This window comes from Enterobacter sp. MGH 24, from assembly GCF_000493015.1.
Lineage (GTDB): Bacteria > Pseudomonadota > Gammaproteobacteria > Enterobacterales > Enterobacteriaceae > Enterobacter.
Genome location: NZ_KI535657.1, coordinates 3,879,520 through 3,902,062, shown reverse-complemented (window position 1 = coordinate 3,902,062; position 22,543 = coordinate 3,879,520). Strand labels below are relative to the sequence as shown.

General features: G+C 54.2%; 21 protein-coding genes. 15 read left to right on the top strand and 6 right to left on the bottom strand.

Annotation, left to right across the window (positions count from 1 at the left end; all coding sequences use genetic code 11):
• Positions 1 to 85 precede the first annotated feature (85 nt).
• On the top strand, positions 86 to 2,185 hold the full coding sequence (gene fusA / locus L370_RS03675; protein WP_023335842.1) for an elongation factor G: 2,100 nt from the start codon (positions 86 to 88) through the stop codon (positions 2,183 to 2,185).
• An 83-nt stretch (positions 2,186 to 2,268) separates the two neighbouring features.
• Here the strand turns inward: fusA and L370_RS03680 are convergent, their stop codons facing one another.
• The 4 genes from L370_RS03680 to L370_RS03690 form a co-directional block, all read right to left on the bottom strand.
• Complete coding sequence (locus L370_RS03680) at positions 2,269 to 2,694, bottom strand: DUF3828 domain-containing protein (protein WP_023335841.1); 426 nt, start codon at positions 2,692 to 2,694, stop codon at positions 2,269 to 2,271.
• Positions 2,695 to 2,780: 86 nt separating this feature from the next.
• Positions 2,781 to 3,260, bottom strand: a complete 480-nt coding sequence (locus tag L370_RS0122145; protein ID WP_032666614.1) for an Hcp family type VI secretion system effector — start codon at positions 3,258 to 3,260, stop codon at positions 2,781 to 2,783.
• A 186-nt stretch (positions 3,261 to 3,446) separates the two neighbouring features.
• On the bottom strand, positions 3,447 to 4,160 hold the full coding sequence (locus tag L370_RS03685) for a hypothetical protein (RefSeq protein ID WP_023335839.1): 714 nt from the start codon (positions 4,158 to 4,160) through the stop codon (positions 3,447 to 3,449).
• A gap of 137 nt (positions 4,161 to 4,297) precedes the next feature.
• Positions 4,298 to 4,873, bottom strand: coding sequence for a flavin reductase family protein (locus L370_RS03690; RefSeq protein WP_023335838.1), 576 nt, complete (start codon positions 4,871 to 4,873; stop codon positions 4,298 to 4,300).
• A 108-nt stretch (positions 4,874 to 4,981) separates the two neighbouring features.
• Here L370_RS03690 and nhoA point away from each other — a divergent pair, with 108 nt between their 5' ends.
• Positions 4,982 to 5,827: an N-hydroxyarylamine O-acetyltransferase gene (nhoA, locus tag L370_RS03695; RefSeq protein ID WP_023335837.1), complete on the top strand. Its 846-nt coding sequence runs from the start codon at positions 4,982 to 4,984 to the stop codon at positions 5,825 to 5,827.
• Positions 5,828 to 5,865: 38 nt separating this feature from the next.
• Here nhoA and L370_RS0122140 read toward each other — a convergent pair whose 3' ends face one another.
• Complete coding sequence (locus tag L370_RS0122140; RefSeq protein WP_050582368.1) at positions 5,866 to 6,795, bottom strand: LysR family transcriptional regulator; 930 nt, start codon at positions 6,793 to 6,795, stop codon at positions 5,866 to 5,868.
• Between the two features lie 154 nt (positions 6,796 to 6,949).
• Between L370_RS0122140 and L370_RS03700 the strand changes: the two genes are divergently transcribed.
• The 12 genes from L370_RS03700 (at position 6,950) to L370_RS03755 (ending at position 20,238) form a co-directional block, all read left to right on the top strand.
• Positions 6,950 to 8,038 carry a 4-oxalomesaconate tautomerase gene (locus L370_RS03700; RefSeq protein WP_023335835.1) on the top strand — a complete coding sequence of 363 codons (1,089 nt, stop codon included), beginning with the start codon at positions 6,950 to 6,952 and terminating at the stop codon, positions 8,036 to 8,038.
• Between the two features lie 74 nt (positions 8,039 to 8,112).
• A complete protein-coding gene (locus L370_RS03705; RefSeq protein WP_023335834.1) occupies positions 8,113 to 9,357 on the top strand; it encodes an MFS transporter in 1,245 nt (414 codons plus the stop codon).
• Between the two features lie 71 nt (positions 9,358 to 9,428).
• Complete coding sequence (locus tag L370_RS03710; protein WP_023335833.1) at positions 9,429 to 10,292, top strand: fumarylacetoacetate hydrolase family protein; 864 nt, start codon at positions 9,429 to 9,431, stop codon at positions 10,290 to 10,292.
• Between the two features lie 18 nt (positions 10,293 to 10,310).
• Entirely contained in the window at positions 10,311 to 11,378 is a 1,068-nt protein-coding gene (citC, locus tag L370_RS03715; protein ID WP_023335832.1) for a [citrate (pro-3S)-lyase] ligase, read from the top strand.
• A gap of 24 nt (positions 11,379 to 11,402) precedes the next feature.
• A complete protein-coding gene (gene citD, locus L370_RS03720) occupies positions 11,403 to 11,693 on the top strand; it encodes a citrate lyase acyl carrier protein (protein ID WP_023335831.1) in 291 nt (96 codons plus the stop codon).
• Positions 11,693 to 12,568, top strand: coding sequence for a citrate (pro-3S)-lyase subunit beta (gene citE / locus L370_RS03725; RefSeq protein ID WP_023335830.1), 876 nt, complete (start codon positions 11,693 to 11,695; stop codon positions 12,566 to 12,568). Before citD ends, citE begins: the two co-directional genes overlap by 1 nt.
• Positions 12,569 to 12,598: 30 nt before the next feature.
• Positions 12,599 to 14,119: a citrate lyase subunit alpha gene (gene citF / locus L370_RS03730; protein ID WP_023335829.1), complete on the top strand. Its 1,521-nt coding sequence runs from the start codon at positions 12,599 to 12,601 to the stop codon at positions 14,117 to 14,119.
• Positions 14,120 to 14,124: 5 nt separating this feature from the next.
• Entirely contained in the window at positions 14,125 to 14,664 is a 540-nt protein-coding gene (gene citX, locus L370_RS03735) for a citrate lyase holo-[acyl-carrier protein] synthase (RefSeq protein ID WP_023335828.1), read from the top strand.
• Complete coding sequence (gene citG, locus L370_RS03740) at positions 14,639 to 15,514, top strand: triphosphoribosyl-dephospho-CoA synthase CitG (protein ID WP_023335827.1); 876 nt, start codon at positions 14,639 to 14,641, stop codon at positions 15,512 to 15,514. The genes citX and citG overlap by 26 nt, the downstream gene beginning before the upstream one ends.
• 27 nt (positions 15,515 to 15,541) lie before the next feature.
• A complete protein-coding gene (locus L370_RS03745; protein WP_023335826.1) occupies positions 15,542 to 16,090 on the top strand; it encodes an RBBP9/YdeN family alpha/beta hydrolase in 549 nt (182 codons plus the stop codon).
• Positions 16,091 to 16,107: 17 nt separating this feature from the next.
• Entirely contained in the window at positions 16,108 to 18,702 is a 2,595-nt protein-coding gene (gene acnB, locus L370_RS03750) for a bifunctional aconitate hydratase 2/2-methylisocitrate dehydratase (RefSeq protein ID WP_023335825.1), read from the top strand.
• Positions 18,703 to 18,798: 96 nt separating this feature from the next.
• Positions 18,799 to 20,238, top strand: coding sequence for an anion permease (locus L370_RS03755; protein ID WP_032666613.1), 1,440 nt, complete (start codon positions 18,799 to 18,801; stop codon positions 20,236 to 20,238).
• A 56-nt stretch (positions 20,239 to 20,294) separates the two neighbouring features.
• Here the strand turns inward: L370_RS03755 and L370_RS03760 are convergent, their stop codons facing one another.
• Complete coding sequence (locus L370_RS03760; RefSeq protein WP_023335823.1) at positions 20,295 to 20,888, bottom strand: TetR family transcriptional regulator; 594 nt, start codon at positions 20,886 to 20,888, stop codon at positions 20,295 to 20,297.
• 116 nt (positions 20,889 to 21,004) lie between these two features.
• Between L370_RS03760 and L370_RS03765 the strand changes: the two genes are divergently transcribed.
• Entirely contained in the window at positions 21,005 to 22,492 is a 1,488-nt protein-coding gene (locus L370_RS03765) for an MFS transporter (RefSeq protein WP_023335822.1), read from the top strand.
• The last annotated feature ends 51 nt before the right edge of the window (positions 22,493 to 22,543 follow it).

The window sequence follows — 22,543 nt, the reverse complement described above, 5'->3', positions numbered from 1 at the left end:
CGTACAATAGGACTATTATAGCAAACGAACGAATGCACGACCATCCTGGTCGTCACAAACAAGTCATAGTGACTAAGGAAATATCATGCCCCGACCCATCCCTCTCGAACGTTATCGCAACATCGGTATCTCCGCGCATATCGATGCCGGTAAAACCACCACCACCGAGCGCATCCTGTTTTATACCGGGATGAGCCACAAGCTGGGTGAAGTACACGATGGCGCGGCAACCACTGACTGGATGGCGCAGGAGCAAGAGCGCGGGATCACGATTACCTCCGCGGCGGTCAGCTGTTTCTGGCCGGGCATGGACAGGGGATATGAGCCGCACCGGATCAACATCATCGACACCCCGGGGCACGTGGATTTCACCATTGAAGTGGAACGTTCCATGCGCGTACTCGACGGTGCCGTAATGGTGTATGACTCCGTGGGTGGCGTGCAGCCGCAGTCGGAAACCGTCTGGCGTCAGGCCAATAAATATCACGTTCCGCGACTGGCCTTCGTCAACAAAATGGACCGTCCGGGTGCCGATTTCTTCCGCGTCGTGCGGATGATGCAGGAGCGCCTGAAGGCCAATCCGGTGCCGATTGTCATTCCGGTGGGCGCCGAAGATCATTTCACCGGCGTGGTGGATCTCATCAAGATGCGCACCATTCTGTGGGATGATGCGACGCAGGGCATGGTGTTCACCTATGCGCCCGTCCCGGATGATTTAGTCAGTACCGCCCGTGAATGGCGGGAAAAAATGGTCTCTGCGGCGGCGGAAGCCAGCGACGATCTGATGGATAAATACCTGGAAACCGGCGACCTGACGGAAGCGGAAATTATCAAAGGGCTGCGTATTCGCACCATCTCGGGTGAAATTCAGCCGATGCTGTGCGGCAGCGCGTTCAAAAATAAAGGCGTGCAGCGCATGCTCGACGCGGTGATTGAGCTCATGCCGTCGCCGCTGGACGTGCCGGCCATTGATGGCGTGGATGAAAAAGGGCAGCACGCGGAGCGTCATCCAAGCGATGATGAGCCGTTCTCCGCCCTGGCGTTCAAGCTGATGAGCGATCCGTACGTCGGTCAACTGACCTTTATCCGCGTGTACTCTGGCGTGCTGCGCAAAGGCGACGCGGTGTACAACCCGGTGAAAGGGAAGAAAGAGCGTATCGGGCGTATCGTGCTGATGCATGCCAACGATCGCCACGAGGTGGACGAACTGCGCGCCGGGGATATCGCGGCCTGCGTGGGGCTGAAAGATGTGACCACCGGCGACACGCTGACCGATCCGAACGCGGTGATCACGCTTGAACGCATGGAGTTCCCGGATCCCGTTATCTCGCTGGCGATCGAGCCGAAAACCAAAGGCGATCAGGAGAAAATGGGGATCGCGCTGCAGCGTCTGGCGGCGGAAGATCCGTCTTTCCGCCTGCATACTGACGAAGAGTCCGGCCAGACCATCATCTCCGGGATGGGTGAGCTACATCTTGAGATCATCGTCGACCGCATGAAGCGTGAGTTTGGCGTCGAGGCGAACATTGGTCGTCCGCAGGTAACCTACCGTGAAACCCTGCGTAAAACGGTGAAGGATATCGAAGGTAAATTTGTTCGCCAGTCCGGCGGTAAAGGGCAGTACGGCCATGTGGTCCTGAGCCTGGAGCCGCTGGAGCCAGGTAGTGGCTTTAAATTTGAAGATGCCACCAAGGGCGGCGTGGTGCCGCGCGAGTATATCCCGTCCGTTGAGAAAGGGCTGCGGGAAGCGATGAACAGCGGCGTGCTGGCGGGTTATCCGGTAGTCGATGTCAAGGCGACGCTGACGTTTGGCTCGTATCACGACGTTGACTCCTCGGAGATGGCGTTCCGCATGGCGGCGATCCTCGGCTTCAAAGAGGGCGCTCGCAGGGCGGATCCGGCTATTCTCGAGCCGATCATGCACGTGGAGGTGGAAACGCCGGAAGAGTACGCGGGTAACATCATGGGCGATCTCTCTTCCCGCCGCGGCATGGTGCAGGGGATGGCAGAGCAGTACGGAAGCCAGATTATTCGTGCTGACGTGCCGCTGGCAGAGATGTTTGGTTACGCCACGACATTGCGCTCGATGTCCCAGGGGCGCGCGACGTATACGATGGAGTTCCATCATTTTGCGGAAGCACCGCGGAATGTTGCGGATGAGATTATTTCACGACGTGCGAAGTAGTGAATGAATTGCACACGGTAGCCGCTGGGCTACCGTGTGCTTTTTCCTCTGCAACAGAGGGCGTTTCCTTTCATATCACGTTGTTACTTTATCAGCGTGGCCGAGCGAACTTTCCATACGCCTTTTTCCTGAACGAGACAATCTGCTACAACGTGATCTTGTTTCTTACCAAACGCGATATAGACGTTTGTGCAAACGGCATCAAAATCAGAGTGTAAGACGGTTATCTGATTCCAGTCTTCATCCCAATCCTGCGATTTGATGAACATATCTGCATCTGGCATGTCTTTTTCGTTACTGTCGCCAGAGTACATTTCTTTAATTGCTGCAAGGGTCCCTGAGGCTACGTACTCGTTCATGATGTCTGGATTAAGTACTGGCGGTTTGTTCTGATCTAATTGCGCGATATACCATTGATTGAATTTTAGCGCCGCCTGGCCCGGTGAAGAGATGCTATCTGCGACCGCGAACGGCGACAGGGCGAAAAGAAAAAAACAGAGTGTTTTCATTAGTCATGCCTGAACAGTTCGTAATGGGGTTGATCAAATACCAGTCGGAGGAAATGGAGCACTGCCATTCAGACAGTGCCAATAGCTTATGCTACCACTCTATGGTTCCAGCTATCTTTGTAAACGATATTACCATCACAGTGCTTCCAGGTAATACTTTCATAACGTAGAAGGATTGTTTCAAGGTGAGTGCCAGAGCCTGCGCCAGGATATAAATCAGGTGTTATCGATGTGATTTTAACATTCTCCAGGAAAATGTTAAAATATTCGCTTTCTATTCCAGCTTCGTTAATTACGTACATTTTTATCACTGCTGATTTGAGTGTGGCTCCGGTAGTTAAAGCTTTATACAAGAGAGGGGTCACCCGATCGAATTCCTTCTGAAACATAATTGGTGCGTGAATTCGTGTACCCGTTAGGCGACCAGTATTGCTATCGGCTGGGATATTGACATTATGAGTCAATGATTTTAGCTCAATAGCACCGATACGCCCGAAGACCAGAGATGAGCCAACCATTGGTGAACCATTTTCATCCGTTAACCACATATAAGCTGGATTGGACATAGTAAATCCTTTTATTTCAGTTTTGTTATGCGTGAAGTTACTCGAGGAAGTAACCAGATTAGAATAATGATTGTGAGCAAAGTCAATGTTAGGCAGTATTCGGGGAATTCGTGAAGCCATAACAAACCAAAACCTATGACGAGTGCAGGAAAGGCTATACTTTCTAAAAAAAGTCTTATTAGATTTTTAAACATTTAAATCACTTTGCATAAAATCGGCTAAATCATCCAGGTTTGAAAAAGCATTTAATTTCATTTTTTCAAATAACTTTGATAGGGTTGGCTCACAAAAATAATAGAGCATCTCGAGTTTTTCCTGGTACAGAATCCAGTAATAATCGGGATTAATAACTTTCAAATGACGGGCGGCGAGAGCACATTTCTGTTGAATGCCATAAAACTGGAGAGCGAAGACTCCTTGTGGTAATTTTGCAGAAAGACGTTCAACAACAACTTTCGAAATGAGGTTGGAGTTAGAAAGGGCGATCGAGGCCGCAGTGGCAAACGCATAGCGCGTTGCTCCCGCTACGTTCATGTGAGAGCTGAATTCTGCAATTCTTTTTGTGAGCTTACGGGCTGAACCTTCTGGATTGCCATCATCTATGTCATCACATATCGTTTTCAGGTACAGATAAAATATGTGTGCAATGACATCGGCGTGTTTGAAAATCGACTCTATTGAGTAGAGCGTTCTGATTTCTTCTGCTTTTAACTCCTGACAGACATCATTGTACTGGGGAATAAAACATGATGAATACCAACTGACTCGCTCGATACCAGAATATATATCGGATGCAACACCTCTTGCCGATCGCAAAACACCCCCAATTGCGTTTTGCATAGTGAGCGCCAAATGGCGGTCGCTCTGAAATTTTATCCTTAAATAATCAGAAGCCTTCATGATGTGAGATCCTTAATGCGTTTTATATTTTACGTTGTTATTGCTACCACATAATTAATATCCTCTTTTTTTTCTGACAGCTGGTAAGCTTTTAATGTTATATGAAATCATTATATTTCATTGGCATCTGATTGATCTTACCAATCCAGCGCCTTCACCATCTTCCCGCTCGCCACAAACGTCCCGGCCCCAAGATGATGCAGGGTATTCAGCTTATCCTCGTCAAACTGCCAGCGTCCGGCGACAAACGTGCGTTCATCGGCTGCCGCTGAAACCACTTCCCCAAACAGCGTGTCGTATTTTTCTGCCACGGAGGTGACGGGTAATAACCGACACTCCATCCATGCCAGACATTTTTCTTCAATCACCGGCAGGCCAAGTTCAGGACCGTTCACGACCGGGATCCCGTAGCAGTTGAATTTGTCTTCATCGCGCCCGCTGACGCTACCGACCGCGTAAGTCCAGTTGGCCGCCGCCACGCCGGGGATGACGATGCCAAATTTCCCGCTGCGTTCAATCAGCTCACGTGACCAGGTACTTTTATCTACTACTATAGCGATACGCGGCGGCTCAAACTCAACGGGCATTGACCATGCGGCGGCCATCACGTTGCGTCTGTCGAGGCTTTCATCCCGACTGGTGATAAGCACAGTAGGGCCGTGGTTCAGAAGACGGCTGGCATGACGTAATTCAACAGGGCGAAAGTGGCTCATAGGTTCTCCTCATCTATACCGATGAGTATGACGAAAAAGCACGTAAATCAAAGTGAGTGCGTAAAATTAGTTTATAAACAGAACATCACAATCAAAGGAAACTGATTCATGTCCCCATTCCTGACCGCCTATTTCGCCCGCATCGGCTGGACGCAACCGACACGAGTGGATATCGACACCCTGCGCGCGCTGCATTTACATCACAACTGTGCGATCCCTTTTGAGAATATTGATGTCGTTCTGCCGCGCGAAATCCAGCTTGACGATCGGTGCCTGGTCGACAAGCTGGTCGCCGCACGTCGCGGAGGGTACTGCTTTGAGCAAAACGGCCTGTTCGAACGCGTATTGCGTGAGGTCGGGTTTACGGTGCGAAGCGTGCTGGGACGCGTGGTATTAGCGAGTCCGCCGCAAATGCCCCCGCGCACGCACCGGCTGCTGCTGGTCGAGCTTAACGGTGAGCGCTGGATAGCCGATGTCGGCTTTGGCGGCCAGACGCTGACGGCGCCGATTCGTCTGCTCGCCAGTGAAGAACAAGAGACGCCGCACGGGCTGTATCGACTGCTGAGCGAGGGTAATGACTGGGTGCTGCAGTTCCGTCACCACGAGCACTGGCAGTCGATGTACCAGTTTGACCTCACAACGCAGTATTTCAGTGATTACGTGATGGGGAATTTCTGGTCGGCGCACTGGCCGCAGTCGCATTTCCGCCACCATCTGCTGATGTGTCGTCATCTGCCGGATGGTGGCAAACTGACGCTGACCAACTTCAACTTTACCCACTGGCAAAATGGTCATGTGGAGGAGCAGATCCATTTACCGGACGCTGAAGCGCTTTACCGACTGATGCAGGAACGCTTCGGACTGGGCGTTGACGATGCAAAACACGGATTTTCACTGGCGGAGCTGACGGCGGTAATGGCGGGCTTTGATACACATCCTCAGGCCGGGAAATAATGCGCAAAGGGGCTCAGGCCCCTTTACCGTTTCAGGGTTTATAGCTGAGTAAACTTGCCGATCCAGGGGCTGCTGTTTTCGCCTGACCACAGATGTAGAATCAGCTCCCGGAATTTTTCCGCCGCCGGACTCAGGGTCGTTTCGCGGCGCTGCACGAGGCCCAGCGTACGACGTATGACGGGTTCAATCAGCGGACGGCTGACAAGGACATGATGTTCGTCGGTCGGCATCGCCAGGCTGGGAACGACAGACACGCCAAGACCCGCTTCCACCATCCCCAGCGACGTTGACAGATGACGCACTTCATAAAACCAGTTCGGTTTCCAGGCCATTTTCTCGAACGCCTGATCGATAAGCGATCGGTTCCCGCTGGAGCGTCTTACGCCAATCAGCTTCATGCCAGCCAGATCGTCCCATGTCACCAGCGGTTTTTTCGCCAGCTCGTTGTCCCGTCGGCATGCCAGAACAAAGGGTTCATTCACCAGCGGCGCAAAATCGATATTTGGATGTGTGACGTTTATCATATTTATGCCGAAATCTGCGTCGCCATTTAACACCGCTTCGAGACAATCGCTGGCACTGTGCTCAAGTATGCGGATACGGATATTTGGATAGTCATTGTTATAATCTCGTATCACTGAAGGCAGAAAATAGAATGCGGCGGTGGGGATACAGGAAACGGTAATAACTCCTGCCTGATGCGTCGCCATTTCTTTAATACTCAGGATCGCGCTTTCATAAAAATCGATTAAATTCTTTGCCTTAGGTAAAAATTCCCGGCCCACGGTTGTGAGCTTGACGCTGCGCGTGGACCGTTCAAACAGCATAGCCCCAAGGCTCTCTTCGAGCTTCTGAATTCTGCGTGTTAAAGCCGGTTGTGAAATATGAAGAAATTGAGATGCTTTTGTAAAACATCCGATTTCTGCAATTTTTACAAACGCTTGTATTCCCTGTAATTCATGCTGCATATCCGCACCTGATTATTACTTTCCCATACCCACGATAACGCAAGGGCTATTAATACGCAAAGCGTATTAATCATGCTTTTTTTGACATTAGAGTTATCAACGGGAGTGTGAAAACCTTATTGCGTTCCTGATAAACGTGAAATGAGAAAAAGACATGTTAAAGATCCCTTGCGTATTAATGCGTGGCGGTACCTCAAAAGGCCCGGTCATTCTGGCCAGCGACCTGCCTGCGGAAACCGACGCGCGTGACGCGGTTTTACTCAGCCTGATGGGCGCAGGCCACGAACTCGAAATTGACGGTATTGGCGGTGGAAGTCCGCAAACCAGTAAGGTGGCGATCGTTAGTCCGTCCGACAGCCCGGACGCGGATGTAGATTACCTATTCGCCCAGGTGATGGTGAACGAACGTCGCGTCGATACCACGCCTAACTGCGGCAATATGCTCTGTGCCGTGGGCCCCTTTGCCATTGAAAAAGGGCTGGTGAAGGCGCAAAGCCCGGTGACGACGGTGCGTATTCGCAATCTCAACACCGGAACGCTGGTCGACGCTGAAGTGCAAACGCCTGAGCATCGCGTTGTGTATGAAGGCGATACCCAAATAGACGGTGTGCCGGGGACAGCGGCACCGATTGGCTTAACCTTCCTGAATTCTGCGGGGTCGAAAACCGGGAAACTGCTGCCAACGGACAGCGTGACAAACGTGTTCGACGGTATCGAAGTTACCTGTATTGATATGGCAATGCCGATGGTCCTGATTGACGCCTCGGCGCTGGGCAAAACAGGCGGGGAGTCACCGGCAGAATTAGATGGCGACAGGGCGTTTAAGGAAAGGCTGGAGAACCTGCGCCGTCAGGCTGGCGCGGCGATGGGCTTAGGGGACGTGTCCAACAAAGTGATCCCTAAACCGGTTCTTCTCAGCCGCGCGCGAAACGGCGGAACGCTTCAGGTGCGCTATTTCATGCCGCATACCTGCCATAAATCACTGGCGATTACCGGCTCGATTGGTATCTCAACCGCGACGCTTATTGAAGGCTCCGTCGCCGCTAAAATTGTTGCCGACCGTCGAAAGGAACGCTTTACCAACATTATTGATATTGAACACCCCAGTGGAAAAATATCCGTATCGTTGCTGAGGGACGGAAATAATATCGAAAATACCCGAGCTGCGGTTATTCGTACGTCACGCAAATTATTTGAAGGCGTTGTTTGCGTGCCAGAAAAAATGCTCTCTGAAGTTGATTAAGTAAAGTCCTAACTAAAAAGCTATCCATCTTACAAAAATACATTCTGTACCTTAACTATAATACTGAGGTTATTATGGCGTTAACGCATGCTAACAATACCCTGAAAGCCCCCGATCCGGTAAAAGCCAGCGCGCATATTCGCGTGATTCTGGCGCTGGCATTATCCGGGCTTGCGGAACTTGCTTCGTTGTTTTTTATTCAGCCGCTGCTCCCGACGCTTGCTGTGGAATATAATGTTCCGGTCAGTCAGGTGAGTATTATCTTATCCGCAGAAACGGCGTTGCTGGCAATTGGGCTGCTGTTTACCGGGACGTTATCCGATCGCTACGGCAGGAAGCGGTTAATTATCGTCTCCCTCCTGCTGGGCGGCATTCTGACGCTGCTCTGCCCGCTGGTGGAATCCTGGGCGATGCTGGTTGCGCTGCGGGCGGTAATTGGTCTGGCGCTGAGCGGCATCGCGGCGGCGGCAACGGCCTACATCAGTGAAGAGGTCGCCCCGGTAGCGGCAGGCATCGTAACGGGATATTTTGTCTTTGGTAACTCGATGGGCGGCATGTCCGGGCGTATTGTTGCCAGCCAGCTGATCGATCACGTTTCAATCAATGTCATCTTTTACGGGTTTGCGGTCAGTCTGATTGCGGTTGCCATTCTGGTGAAGTTCCTGCTGCCAGAATCGAAGAACTTCACGCCTACGCAGAGTCTGAACGTGATGCGCATGGTAAAAGGGGCGGCATCGCATTTCAAAAACAAAAATCTGGCGCTGGCGTTTGTTATCAGCTTCATTATTTTCGGCGCATTTACCTCACTTTATAACTATCTGGCCTTCTTTCTGAAAGGCGAGCCATTCCATATTTCACCGGCAAACGCGGGCCTGCTCTCCTTTAGCTTCGCCCTGAGTTTCTTTACCGCTCCGCAGGCAGGTCGCTTATCGGCGAAATATGGCGCCATGAAAGTCCTGCGCGTGCTGTTCCTGATCATGGCCTTAGGGATGCTGCTGACGCTGACGTCAAATGTCGTCACCTTTATTGTCGGCGCTGTGATTTTTACCGGCTGTTTCTTCGGCTGCCACTCTATCGGTTTAAGCTGGGTCAGTAAAAACGCAACGCATGCAAGAGGCCAGGCCGTCGCGCTCTATTTATTCTTCTACTACATGGGCGGTTCGGTTATTGGTTTTATCAACGGTTTTGTCTTCCACTCAATGGGCTGGCAGGGGATGACCGGATTTATTCTGGCATTACTTGGCGTAGGCGTTGTGGTGGCAACGTATCTGGCATCCGGCAATAAACAGGTACTGGTTCCAGCGCAGTCAGCTGAATAAATAGCATGGCAATGTGTTCACGCCTCGGGGCGTGAACACAGGATGAGCACGTATATCAAACGGGTATTATTATGAAATTAGCAAGTTATATTCATCAGGGCCGTAAAAGCTACGGGATTTATACACAGTCCGGCATTATCGATCTGGGAAATAAAATCGGCCATCACTATGCGACTTTGAAAGACCTTCTACAATGGGATGCGGTTGACGTCGCCAGGCAATATCACGATTGCCCTGTGGATATGATGCCTGAAGACATTACCTTCCTGCCCGTGATAGAAGAGCCAGGAAAGATTTTCTGCGTTGGGATGAATTACGCTGAAAAAAGAAAAGAATTTGCCGAGACGAATAATGCCCCCACGCTGTTTATTCGCTTTCCTGATTCCCAAACCGGGCATGCGCGGCCGGTTTTAAAACCGGTTCTCTCCAGCGAGTTTGATTACGAAGGCGAGCTGGCCGTGATCGTCGGTAAACCCGGCACCCGAATTGACGTCGAAAACGCACTCAGCCACGTCGCGGGCTACAGCTGCTATATGGATGGTTCCGTCCGCGACTGGCAGCACGCCTGGTTCACCGCCGGGAAAAACTGGAAGCAAACCGGCGCCTTCGGCCCGTATATGACCACGGCGGATGAGATCCCCGATCCTCACGCGTTGACCATCCACACCTGGCTGAACGGCATGCTGGTCCAGAATGACTCCACCGGCAGCATGATCCACAAAGTGGCAGATCTCATTGCCTATATCAGCACGTTCACCTCCCTCAGCGCCGGAGACGTCATCATTACCGGCTCGCCCGGCGGCGTCGGGAAAAAACGTAACCCGCCTCTGTTTATGCGCGATGGCGATCGTGTCGAAGTCGAAATCGAAAACATTGGCCGCCTGATGAACACCATCGTGGAAGCGCAACTCCAGCAGCAAGAATTAACCGTCTAGACGCTCAGGAGAGAGACGATGTACACCGCCACCACGCCAGAATTTGAGGTGATTAAAGCCGGTAACGCTCAGGCCAGAGAGGAGGTCGCCCGCTTCCTGGCCCGCAACGGTTTAGGCATTGATAACGATATTGAGCAATTTATCGTTGCGCGCTATGAGCGTCAGCTTGTCGGCTGCACCGGCATTGCGGGTAATACGCTGAAATGCATCGCCGTGGATGCCGGCTGGCGGGGCACGTCGTTAAGCCTGACGTTAATTCATGAGGCCGAGCTTCTGGCGGCACAAAACGGCGAACATCAGCTCTTTCTTTTTACCTGCCCGGATAACGTAAAGTCATTTCGCGGATGCGGGTTTTATCCCCTGGTGACGATCGAGAATTGTGCGGCATTAATGGAGAATACGCCCGTCGGAATTCATCGTTACTGCAGCCAGCTGCGTCGCCACCATTTCGTGCCGGGGCAAAACACTGGCACGATTGTGATGAACGCGAATCCGTTCACCCTGGGCCATCAATATCTTATCGAGCATGCGGCCAGCCGGTGCGACTGGCTGCATGTTTTCGTGGTGCAGGAAGATGTCTCCGCTTTTTCGTTTAAAGAACGGTTGGCGATGGTCAGAGACGGATCGCGGCATCTGCAAAATGTCACTGTGCATCCGGGGTCGGCATATATTATTTCTCGCGGGACATTCCCGGGCTATTTCTTAAAAGATAAGCAGGTCATCGATAAAGCCTACGCCGCCATTGACCTCATGCTGTTCAGAAATTACATCGCCCCCGCGCTGAATATTACTCATCGTTTTGTCGGTACCGAGTCTTTCTGCCCGTTAACCGCCGAATATAACCGGGCGATGCACCGCTGGCTGGAAGACGAAACGTGTTCGGCGCCGCGTATCAGCGTACACGAAATAGAAAGAAGAACGGATGGCAATAATGTGCCAGTGTCGGCTTCAGCCGTTCGTCGTTTATTAAATGAAAATAAACTCTCTGCCGCCAACCGCATGGTGCCGGCCACCACGCGCGCGTTTCTGAATAAAGAGGTCCAGCATCAGCCCTGTTTATCCGAACCGATGTCGGCAGCGGTTTAACCGCATTATCACAGGAAAAATGATATGAAAATTGTGCAAGCCGCAATGGCGGGAACGCTGGAGTCCAGCGACCTGATGGTGAAGGTGAGCCCCGTCGAGAGCGGGCTGGATGTGGTCATCCAGAGCGAAGTGTATAAGCAATTCGGCGACCGAATTACTGAGGTAGTCAATGAAACCCTGGCCGCGTTCAACATCGAGCAGGGGCTTGTCGTAATTGATGATAAAGGCGCGCTGGACTGCGTGATCCGCGCCCGCGTACAGGCTGCTCTGCTCAGAGGAATGGCACGGGAAGACATTGCATGGGAAACGTTATAATGAAAAAGTTACGCCGCAGTATGTTATTTATTCCCGGTTCAAGTGCCGCCATGCTTTCAACGGCATTTATCTATAAACCTGATTCCATAATGTTTGATCTGGAAGATGCCGTCGCGCTAAAAGAAAAAGACAGCGCCCGTCTTCTGGTATTTCACGCCCTGCAACATCCGATGTACAGCGATATTGAAACCGTTGTCAGAATTAACCCGCTGAATACGCCTTTTGGATTAAAAGATCTGGAAGCCGCCGTCAGGGCGGGTGTCGATGTCATTCGTTTACCCAAAACCGATTCCCCGGAAGATATTCATCAGCTCGAACGCGAAATCGTCCGCATTGAAGAAACCTGCGGACGTCCCGTTGGCTCAACGAAATTAATGGCGGCGATAGAATCTGCCGTTGGCGTGATTAACGCTGTCGCTATTGCGAAATCCTCCGACCGCCTGATGGGTATTGCGCTGGCCGCCTTTGACTACGTGATGGATATGCAAACCGAGCGGGGCGACGGGACGGAACTGTTCTATGCCCGCTGCGCCGTATTACATGCCGCGCGCGGAGCCGGTATTGACGCCTTCGACGTGGTGTACGCCGATGTGAACGACGAGGCCGGTTTCCTGAAAGAAGTGGATCTCATCCGCCGGATGGGCTTCAACGGTAAATCGCTGATTAACCCGCGACAAATTGAAATTCTTCATAACGCCTACGCGCCAACGCAGGAAGAGGTGGATTACGCAGAGCGCGTGCTTGCCGCCGCTGAGGAGGGTGAACGCAACGGACTGGGGGTGATTTCACTGAACGGCAAAATGATCGATGCGCCAATCATCAACCATGCCCGCGTTGTGATTGAACGCAAAAATGCCTCCGGCATTCGTCAGTAATCCCCTTTACCGCAAGCGACAGGATGAAAAATGAAAAACCAAACTGAAACCCTGCACCACATTCCTGGCTCTCGCCGTGAGTACGTCGCCTTCAGCGGCGCTAACGCGACGACGCCTTATCTTGCTGACAGCCAGCAAAAGACTCAGCGAAAACTGTTTACCAGCGTGGACGATGTGCTGGCCCGCTGCGATCTGCATGACGGCATGACCGTCTCTTTTCATCACGCCTTTCGTGAAGGGGATAAGGTTATCAATTACGTGATGGATAAGCTGGCCCAGCGCGGCCTGAAGGGGATCACGCTCGCGTCCAGCTCGCTGATGTCGTGCAATTCACCGCTTATAGAGCATATTCGCAATGGGGTGATCGGTAAAATCTACACCTCCGGGATGCGTGGTGAACTGGCGGATGCGATTTCGCACGGGCTGATGGACGAGCCGGTGCAGATCCACTCCCACGGCGGGCGGGTGAATTTGATTCAGAAGGGCGAGATTGCCATAGATGTCGCGTTTCTGGCGGTCTCCTGCAGCGACGAATACGGTAATGCCAGCGGCAGCGGCGGCACCTCTCAGTGCGGCTCTCTCGGCTATGCGATGGTCGACGCGAAGTATGCCAAAAAGGTGGTCTTGCTCACCGAAACCCTGAAGCCGTTCCCCAACCTGCCAGCCAGTATCGTTCAGGATCAGGTTGACTATGTTGTGCAGATTGAGAGCGTCGGCGACCCGGCAAAAATCAGCGTCGGTGCCGCCAGGGTGACCAGCAATCCGCGCGAGCTGATGATTGCCCGCTCTGCCGCCGACGTTATCGAACACTCCGGCTATTTCCGCAACGGCTTTTCCATTCAGACCGGTTCAGGGGCGGCGTCAACCGCCTGCACGCGGTTTATGGAAACTCGTATGCGCAAGCACAATATTGTCGCCCGCTTCGCGCTCGGCGGGATCACCGGCAGCATTGTCGATCTGCATCAGAAAGGGTTAATTGAAAAGATCCTCGATACGCAAAGCTTTGACGGCGCGGCTGCGGCCTCCATGGCGGTCAATCCCGACCACGTGGAGATCTCCACCAACGTGTATGCGAACCCGGCCGCAAAAGCCGCCTGCTGCGACAGGGTGGACGTGGTGATCCTCAGCGCGCTGGAGGTGGATACCCAGTTCAACGTTAATGTCCTGACCGGCTCCGACGGCGTGATGCGCGGCGCGTCGGGCGGACACTGTGACGTCGCCGCGGCGGCAAATCTCACCATCGTGGTTGCCCCGCTGATCCGCAGCCGCATTCCTACCGTCGTCAGGCAGGTCACCACGCTGGTGACGCCGGGCGAAAGTATTGACGTTTTGGTTACCGATCACGGTATTGCCGTTAACCCGGCACGCCCGGAAATTCGCGAACGCCTGATTAACGCCGGGCTGGCCGTTGTCGACATCGACGCGTTGTATCAAAAGGCGCTGCTCATCTCGGGTGAACCTAAGCCTGTTGAGTTCACTGACCGTATCGTCGGCGTGGTTCGCTACCGCGACGGCAGCGTGATTGACGTGGTTCGCCAGGTGAAGGAGTAATCGTCATGACGGATAAAGCTTGGAACGCGAAAGTCTCTCTGGAACAGGTAATGAGCGCCAGAGAGCAGCGAGCCCGTCGGCAGCAGGCGTGGCTGTTTCAGTCGGAACATACGGTTGTATCCGTCACGCTGGTCTGGCCGGGGGAGGTGAAGGATACCGACCTGGCCAGGCGGGTGATGGCCGCCGCGAATCAGGCGCTCGGCGAGGTATTCCGCACCCATCAGTGGACGGTCTGCCGGCATCAGATCCTGCAGCCGGTCACCGGCCCCGAAGCGCTCTGGTCGGTGTCGGCACCGGCGTGGATGATCAAACACGTCACGGCGCATCTGGAAGATAACCATCCTCTGGGGCGCCTGTGGGACATCGACGTGTTTTGTCCGAAGACGGGGCTGCTGAAAAGAAACGCCATCCAGCAGCCGATGCGCAGATGCTTTATCTGTCATGAACCGGCCCACGTTTGCTCGCGCGCGCGGCGTCATTCGCAGGCCGAACTCGCGCGCGTAATCGAGGCGTTAACCGATGACTACTTCGCTTGCCAGATGTAATGCGTCAGACGCTCAGCACACCTTCGCTGAGCTGGCTGCCGAGGCCATGTATCGGGAAATTCGCTTAACCCCGAAGCCGGGTCTGGTGGATCGCGTAAACAGCGGGGCGCATAGCGACATGGATTTTGCGCTGTTCATGACCAGCATCGCGGCGATTGCGCCCTGGTTCTCAACCTTCTTTCACGTAGGCAGAGAGACGGCTCGTCATGCTGGGCCGCAAACGCTGCGGGCCATAAGACCGACCGGCCTGGCCTGCGAGCAGGCGATGTTTGACGCCACCGGTGGGGTGAATACCCATAAAGGCGGGATCTTCTCTATGGGGTTGCTGTGCGCCGCGGCGGGACGCCTGACGCAAAGGGATGAAACGCTCACGCAGCGCAGCTTATGCCGTGAGACCCGCATTATCTGTACCGGCATCGTGGAGCAGGAGCTGAAAACCACCGGCATCGCCAGAACGAAGGGCGAGCAGCAGTACCAGGCATACGGCTTTACCGGGGCGAGAGGGGAAGCGGCCAGCGGTTTTATGACCGTCCGCCAGGCGGGTCTCCCGCTCCTCTACACCGCGTTAGGTCAGGGCGAATCCGAAGACATGGCGCTCTTGAGGATGCTGCTGGGTTTGATGGCCGCGAATCCGGATACCAACCTGGTTTCTCGTGGGGGAATAGAAGGGCTGAATTACGCCAGACGCTATGCGAGGCGGTTATTAAAAATAAGACGTCTCCCGGCGGATAAATTGGTTAACGCGCTGCTCAGAATGGATGCGGAATTTATCAAACGCAATTTAAGCCCCGGCGGTAGCGCCGATCTTATTTCCGTTGGCTGGCTATTGTCGCAGTTTCCACCCGAATAATCGCGAATAGCGTAACAGGAAAACGTCATGATTGAACAACGCCTGCAGCAGCTCAGTAAGGTTTACACCCTTGTTCTGGTCCCGGGTCTCAGAGACAGCGATGAACATCACTGGCAAAGCTGCTGGGGGCGGCGTTTTCCCTTCTGGAAACGGATCCAGCAGAAAAACTGGTTAGAGCCCGATATCGAAAACTGGGTCTCGGCCATTACCCGCGAGCTGGCAGTGTGCCCGCTGCCCGCCATTCTCGTCGGCCACAGCTTTGGCGCGCTGGCGTCCTGTCGGCTGCTGCAAACGCGGCGGGTAAACGTCGCCGGGGTGGTGATGGTCGCACCGGCAGAGCCTGCTTTTTTCGGACTTGAAGAGGCCATTCAGCCAACGCCATTACCCGTCCCCTGCATGATCTTTGCCAGCCGAAACGACCCTCTGATGCCTTATGCACGCGCTCACTATTGGGCCACGTGCTGGCGCGGTCATCTCATCGATATCGGTGAGGCCGGGCACATTAATTCTGAGTCCGGTTTTGGCGAATGGCCGTATGGACTCGAACGATTAACCGAATTTTGCGAACAACTTTAGCTTTAACAGGAGAACCTATGTTAGATGATTATCACCAGCACCAGAAAGCGCGCGCTGAGTCGGGTATTCCGGCGAAACCGTTAACGGCGGAACAAACCGAAGCACTGATTCATCGTTTAATAAAAGATGAGTCCGCACATCATCCACAATTATTGGATTTATTAACCCACAGCGTTCCGCCGGGGGTCGATCCTGCGGCAAAGCTAAAAGCCGATTTTTTATTTAAGGTGGCATTGCAGGAATACCGTGTTAACGGGCTTTCTCCCGACGCGGCCACAGCGCTTCTGGGATCCATGCAGGGGGGCTATAACGTCCAGCCGCTGATTGAGCTTCTTGACCATCCGAACCTCGCGCCGCTGGCCGCCGGGCAGCTTTCTTCAACTATCCTGATCTTTGAAAAATTCAGCCTGGTGGAAGCCAAAGCGAAGAGCGGCAACGTCCGGGCAAAAGAGGTGCTTCAGTCCTGGGCTAATGCCGAGTGGTTCACGCGCCGTCCGGCCATGCCTGATAAAATTACCCTGAAGGTGTTTAAGGTACCCGGTGAGACCAATACCGACGATTTGTCTCCGGCACCGGAGGCGTGGTCACGTCCGGATATTCCGCTGCACGCGCTCTCTATGCTCAGTAACGTCAGGGAAGGGGTAACGCCTGATGAACCCGGCGCGCGCGGCCCTTTGCGCCAGCTGGCAGAACTGAAAGCCTCGGGCTGGCCGCTGGCGTACGTCGGTGACGTCGTGGGGACCGGATCCTCACGTAAATCCGCCACCAACTCCATCCTGTGGCACATCGGGAACGACATTCCGTACGTGCCGAATAAACGTAACGGCGGGTTTGTGTTTGGCGGCAAAATCGCGCCCATTTTCTTCAACACCCTGGAAGATTCCGGCGCGCTGCCGGTAGAGATGGACGTCTCCGCGCTGACGACCGGGATGCTGATCGATCTTTACCCGTACAAGGGCGAAATTCGTGAGACAGAAAGCCAGCGGCTGGTGACGACCTTTACCCTTAAAACCGAAGTGCTGCTGGACGAAGTGCGCGCCGGCGGGCGGATCCCGTTGATTATCGGACGCAGCCTGACGGCGAAAGCGCGGGAATCACTGAAGCTTGAGCCTTCAGCGGTATTCCGCACGTCCGCTTCACCTGCGCCATCCGCAGCCGGCTTTACGCTGGCGCAGAAAATGGTGGGTAAAGCCTGCGGCGTGGCGGGGATCCGCCCCGGGCAGTATTGCGAGCCGAAGATCGCTACCGTCGGTTCTCAGGACACCACCGGCGGGATGACGCGCGACGAACTGACCGACCTTGCCTGCCTCACGTTTTCAGCCGATCTGGTGATGCAGTCCTTCTGCCACACCTCTGCGTACCCTAAGCCGGTAGATGTCCAGCTGCATGAAACCCTGCCGCAGTTTATCACCCGCCGGAATGGGGTGGCGCTCAGGCCGGGCGACGGCATTATCCACTCCTGGCTTAACCGCATGCTGCTGCCGGATACGGTAGGCACGGGTGCCGACTCCCATACCCGCTTCCCGCTGGGGATCTCCTTCCCGGGCGGTTCCGGGCTGGTGGCGTTCGCCGCCGCAACCGGCATCATGCCGCTGGATATGCCTGAATCGGTGCTGGTGCGCTTTACGGGCGAGATGCAGAAAGGGATCACCCTGCGCGACCTGGTGCATGCCATTCCGCTCTACGCCAGAAAGCAGGGGCTGTTGACGGTCGAGAAAAAGAATAAGCGCAACGTTTTCTCGGGCCGGATCCTCGAAATTGAAGGCCTGGAAACATTAAGCGCAGAGCAGGCGTTTGAACTGGCTGACGCCTCCGCCGAACGGTCCGCCGCCGCGTGCGTTATGCGCCTGGCGGAAGAGAATGTCGCGCAATATCTTCGCTCCAATGCGGCTCTTTTGCGCTGGATGGTTAATCAGGGGTATGAAAACGCCGCCACGCTTGAACGACGCATTGCTGAAATCGAGGCGTGGCTGGCTAACCCGTCGCTGCTCCGCGCCGATCCTGACGCGGAATATGCGGCAGTCATTGAGATCGATCTCAATGAAATTACCGAACCGGTGGTCTGCGCGCCGAACGATCCGGACGATGCTCGGTTACTTTCGGAGGTTGCCAGCACTCCTGTCGAAGAGGTGTTCATTGGCTCCTGCATGACAAATATCGGTCACTTCCGCGCTGCGGGTGAAATCATGGCCGGTGCCAGAGAGAACCAGGCGCGCCTGTGGCTCGCACCGCCGACAAAAATGGATGCCCAACAGCTCTCCCGTGAGGGCTATTTTAATCAGTTTATTAAAGCGGGAGCGAGAATCGAGCCCGCGGGCTGTTCCCTGTGCATGGGGAATCAGGCGAGGGTGCGTGAAGGGAGCAGCGTGGTATCGACGTCCACCCGAAATTTCCCGCATCGTCTGGGAACGAATGCGAAAGTGTTCCTTGCCTCAGCTGAATTAAGCACCGTTGCGGCCATGCTCGGAAAAATGCCAACCGTGGAAGAATATTTTGACTATACGAATAAACTTCACGATGCGCATGAAAATATCTACCGCTATCTCAGTTTTGATACTCTGTCCGAATATCAGTCCAGGTGGAGTGATAATATCAATATTGTTAGCGTGTAACTGTTAATTATTTATTTGATAAATGTATTTAATCGGTGGAGGCTTCTCTCAGGAGCGGTCTCCGCTATTCAGGGACCCTTTTCTCATGGGTGAGATATGCTTAATTCCAATGTTTTAAAAACAATCTTACTTGCCGTAATAATATTATTATCAATATTTATTCCTCCACCTGATGGATTAACCAAAGAGGCGTGGATACTGGCAGGCATATATTTGTCCGCTATCGTTGGGCTGGTCATTAAACCGTATCCCGAACCCGTCATTATGCTGGTCGCGGTGGCATTAACCTGTTTTACGGTAACAAAATTCCCGGATTCTCCTGTCAAATCAATGGATGTCCTGAGCGGATACGCCTCGGGCACGACCTGGCTGGTGTTTAGCGCCTTTACGCTGAGCGCGGCCTTTGTCACAACGGGGCTTGGAAAACGTCTTGCCTACTGGTTTATCCTCAAGTTTGGCAGCACGACGCTGAGGTTGGGGTATGTGACCGCCTTACTGGATTTAGTGCTGGCACCCGCCACGCCCTCAAATACCGCGCGGGCAGGCGGCGTGGTTTTTCCTATTATTAACAGCATCGCGATGGTATTAGGCTCAACGCCAAAAGAGACGCCGTGCAGGGCTGGGCGTTATTTAATGGTCAATGTCTATATGGTGACTAAAACGACCAGCTATATGTTTTTAACGGGCTTTGCCGGAAACGCGTTAGCGCTACAGCTCATTTCCGACATTTTCCATATTCATATTAGCTGGATCGGCTGGATGCTGGCAGGGGCTCCGCTGGGGTTATTGATGCTGTGTATCATTCCCTATATTTGCTACCGGGTTGCTTCCCCGGAAATTAAACATATTGATAATATCGCCATTGCGACCAACGGCCTGCAAAGCCTCGGGGCAATGAGCATCAAAGAGAAGGGGCTGGTGGTAATTTTTATCGCCGCGTTATTGGGCTGGATCTTCTCTCGTTACCTTGGGCTCAATGAATCCGCCGTCGCCATTATCGCGATGGGGGCAGCGCTGCTGTTTAATATTATCGGCTGGAGCGACGTACAGAAAAACAAAGGCGGCTGGAATACCCTGATGTGGTACGGAGGCATCATCGGTCTGAGCGCCACGCTGAGCAAGGAGGGATTTTTCCGCTGGCTGGCTGATTTCCTGTCAGCGCACCTCGATTTTCTCAGCGCGGGGAATATGACCATCGTTATTATCGTGTTTCTCAGCGTGCTGGTTCGCTATTTCTTTGCCTCAGGCGGGGCGTACGTTGCGGCGATGGTGCCGGTCTTTGCCACCGTGGGGCTGGTCACCGGAACGGCACCCGTTCTGCTTGCCCTCGCCATTCTCTTTTCCAACTCCTATGGAGGTTGCATCACGCACTATGGCGGCGCAGCGGGGCCGATTATCTTCGCCGCCGGGTATAACGACATCAGGTCATGGTGGACGATAGGCACGCTCGTGGCGCTGTGCACGTTTTTAATCCACATGTTCCTCGGCATTCCCTGGTGGGGTTTCCTGATGCAGCACGGCATGCTGCAGTCTTAACAGACCGGGAGTAGAAAAAGGTAGGCCGGGTAAGGCGTTGCCGCCACCCGGCAACATCACTGCTTAGACGGGGTATTAAACAATTCGAGCGTGATTAATGTATCGAGATGGTTGTTAAACGCGGCTTCGTCCATTTCGGGCATGTTTAAGATATACATTCCGTCAAGACCGCACACCAGACCAATCAAGCGCCAGGCAATATTTTCCGCCCGATCGCCCGGCTTCAATTCTCCCGCCTCCGTTCCCGCTTTGATAAGCGCCACCGTTTCCTGGTGCCACATCTCCATGGTCATCACATAGGCACCCTTGATGTCGGCATCACGGCTGGCAAGGATCTGCGCTTCCCGCCACAGGCGAATATAGGGCTCAAACCTTCCGTCATCGCTGCCGAGCATGGCATGAAGCTGCTCGCGCCATCCGGCCTGTTTACTCGCGACGTCCGCATCCAGCAGCTCGCGAATCAACCGTACGAAGGCCAGCGATTTTAGCTCTCCGCCGGACGTAAAGTGATGATGCACCTGGCCGGTGGCGACCCTGGCCTCGGCGGCAATACGGCGTACCGTCATTGCCGCCAGTCCTTCAGCCAGCGCCACGCGCATGGCGGCCTGTAAGATGGCTTCCCGCCGTTCATCCTTGCTCAGATATCGCATGTTTACTCACTCTCAATGGGAATGAAACGAGTGTAACAAAAAGCTGGACATGCGTTCAACTTTACGTAGGATCGCATCCTGGACATGTGTCCATGTTTTAAAAGAAAAGGATATTTATGTTTCGTCAGTGGTTAGCGTTAGTGATTATCGTGCTGGTGTATATCCCGGTGGCGATCGACGCGACGGTGCTGCACGTGGCGGCGCCGACATTGAGCATGACGCTGGGCGCCAGCGGTAATGAATTGCTGTGGATTATCGATATTTACTCGCTGGTGATGGCGGGTATGGTGCTGCCGATGGGTGCCCTGGGTGACCGCATTGGTTTTAAACGACTGCTCATGATTGGCAGCACGCTGTTTGGCCTGTCGTCGCTGGCGGCAGCGTTTGCCCCGTCAGCAGGGTGGCTGATTGCGGCGCGCGCCTCGCTGGCAATCGGTGCGGCGATGATCATTCCGGCTACGCTTGCTGGGATCCGCACGCTGTTTATCGACGCGCGGGATCGTAATATTGCGCTCGGCGTCTGGGCCGCGGTGGGTTCCGGCGGGGCGGCGTTTGGCCCGCTGATTGGCGGTATGCTGCTTGAGCATTTCTACTGGGGCTCGGTATTCTTGATCAACGTGCCGATCGTGCTGGTGGTGGTTTCGCTGGCCGCGCGTTTTGTGCCTCCTCAGCAGGGCCGTCCGGAGCAGCCGCTGAATATTAGCCATGCCATTATGCTCATTGTGGCGATTTTGCTGCTGGTCTACAGTGCGAAAACCGCGCTAAAAGGCGTCCTGTCACCGTGGGTAGTCGCGTCCGCGCTGGTGACCGGCTCGGTGCTGCTGTTTATCTTCGTGCGTATTCAGCTCCGCGCGCTCGTACCAATGATCGACATGCGTCTCTTCTGCCATCGCATCATCTTGAGCGGCGTGGTGATGGCGATGACCGCCATGATTGCCCTGGTCGGGTTTGAGCTGCTGATGGCTCAGGAGCTGCAGTTTGTTCATGGCTTTACGCCGTTTGAAGCGGGAATGTTCATGCTGCCGGTGATGGTCGCCAGCGGGTTCAGCGGACCGATCGCGGGTGTGCTGGTCGGGCGTTTGGGGCTACGCATCGTCGCGGCCGGCGGAATGGGGCTCAGCGCCGTCAGCTTTATCGGCCTGTCGATGCTCGACTTCAGCACGCAGCAGTGGCAGGCGTGGGGGCTGATGGTGCTGCTCGGCTTCAGCGCCGCCAGCGCGCTGCTGGCCTCAACCTCGGCAATTATGGCGGCCGCACCGAAAGAGAAAGCCGCCGCCGCAGGGGCAATTGAAACCATGTCCTACGAACTGGGGGCCGGGCTGGGGATCGCCATCTTTGGTCTGCTGTTGACCCGCAGCTTCTCGGCGTCGATTGCGCTGCCGCAAGGGCTGAATGCTTCTCTCGTCGATAAAGCCTCGTCATCCATTGGCGAGGCGATGAAGGTGGCGCAGGATCTGACCCCGTCGCTGGCGGAGTCGGTGATTGGGGCGGCGAAAAGCGCGTTTATTACCTCGCACAGCGTGGCGCTGGGCAGCGCGGGCGGAATGCTGCTGCTGCTGGCAGTGGGGATCTGGTTCAGCCTGGCGAAGGTCAAGCCGCAGTAATACAGGACGCGCGGTTGGCGCGGGCGGGGCAGATGGGCTATGTTTTTTATA

Bases quoted from the DNA above. Each gene is read 5' to 3' on its own strand.
- L370_RS03705 (WP_023335834.1), top strand. From the start codon at position 8,113: ATGGCGTTAACGCATGCTAACAATACCCTGAAAGCCCCCGATCCGGTA.
- nhoA (WP_023335837.1), top strand. From the start codon at position 4,982: ATGTCCCCATTCCTGACCGCCTATTTCGCCCGCATCGGCTGGACGCAA.
- acnB (WP_023335825.1), top strand. From the start codon at position 16,108: ATGTTAGATGATTATCACCAGCACCAGAAAGCGCGCGCTGAGTCGGGT.
- citG (WP_023335827.1), top strand. From the start codon at position 14,639: ATGACTACTTCGCTTGCCAGATGTAATGCGTCAGACGCTCAGCACACC.
- L370_RS0122145 (WP_032666614.1), bottom strand. From the start codon at position 3,260: ATGTCCAATCCAGCTTATATGTGGTTAACGGATGAAAATGGTTCACCA.
- citF (WP_023335829.1), top strand. From the start codon at position 12,599: ATGAAAAACCAAACTGAAACCCTGCACCACATTCCTGGCTCTCGCCGT.
- L370_RS03680 (WP_023335841.1), bottom strand. From the start codon at position 2,694: ATGAAAACACTCTGTTTTTTTCTTTTCGCCCTGTCGCCGTTCGCGGTC.
- L370_RS03745 (WP_023335826.1), top strand. From the start codon at position 15,542: ATGATTGAACAACGCCTGCAGCAGCTCAGTAAGGTTTACACCCTTGTT.
- citD (WP_023335831.1), top strand. From the start codon at position 11,403: ATGAAAATTGTGCAAGCCGCAATGGCGGGAACGCTGGAGTCCAGCGAC.
- L370_RS03685 (WP_023335839.1), bottom strand. From the start codon at position 4,160: ATGAAGGCTTCTGATTATTTAAGGATAAAATTTCAGAGCGACCGCCAT.
- L370_RS03690 (WP_023335838.1), bottom strand. From the start codon at position 4,873: ATGAGCCACTTTCGCCCTGTTGAATTACGTCATGCCAGCCGTCTTCTG.
- L370_RS0122140 (WP_050582368.1), bottom strand. From the start codon at position 6,795: ATGCAGCATGAATTACAGGGAATACAAGCGTTTGTAAAAATTGCAGAA.
- L370_RS03710 (WP_023335833.1), top strand. From the start codon at position 9,429: ATGAAATTAGCAAGTTATATTCATCAGGGCCGTAAAAGCTACGGGATT.
- citE (WP_023335830.1), top strand. From the start codon at position 11,693: ATGAAAAAGTTACGCCGCAGTATGTTATTTATTCCCGGTTCAAGTGCC.
- L370_RS03760 (WP_023335823.1), bottom strand. From the start codon at position 20,888: ATGCGATATCTGAGCAAGGATGAACGGCGGGAAGCCATCTTACAGGCC.
- fusA (WP_023335842.1), top strand. From the start codon at position 86: ATGCCCCGACCCATCCCTCTCGAACGTTATCGCAACATCGGTATCTCC.
- L370_RS03755 (WP_032666613.1), top strand. From the start codon at position 18,799: ATGCTTAATTCCAATGTTTTAAAAACAATCTTACTTGCCGTAATAATA.
- L370_RS03765 (WP_023335822.1), top strand. From the start codon at position 21,005: ATGTTTCGTCAGTGGTTAGCGTTAGTGATTATCGTGCTGGTGTATATC.
- citC (WP_023335832.1), top strand. From the start codon at position 10,311: ATGTACACCGCCACCACGCCAGAATTTGAGGTGATTAAAGCCGGTAAC.
- L370_RS03700 (WP_023335835.1), top strand. From the start codon at position 6,950: ATGTTAAAGATCCCTTGCGTATTAATGCGTGGCGGTACCTCAAAAGGC.
- citX (WP_023335828.1), top strand. From the start codon at position 14,125: ATGACGGATAAAGCTTGGAACGCGAAAGTCTCTCTGGAACAGGTAATG.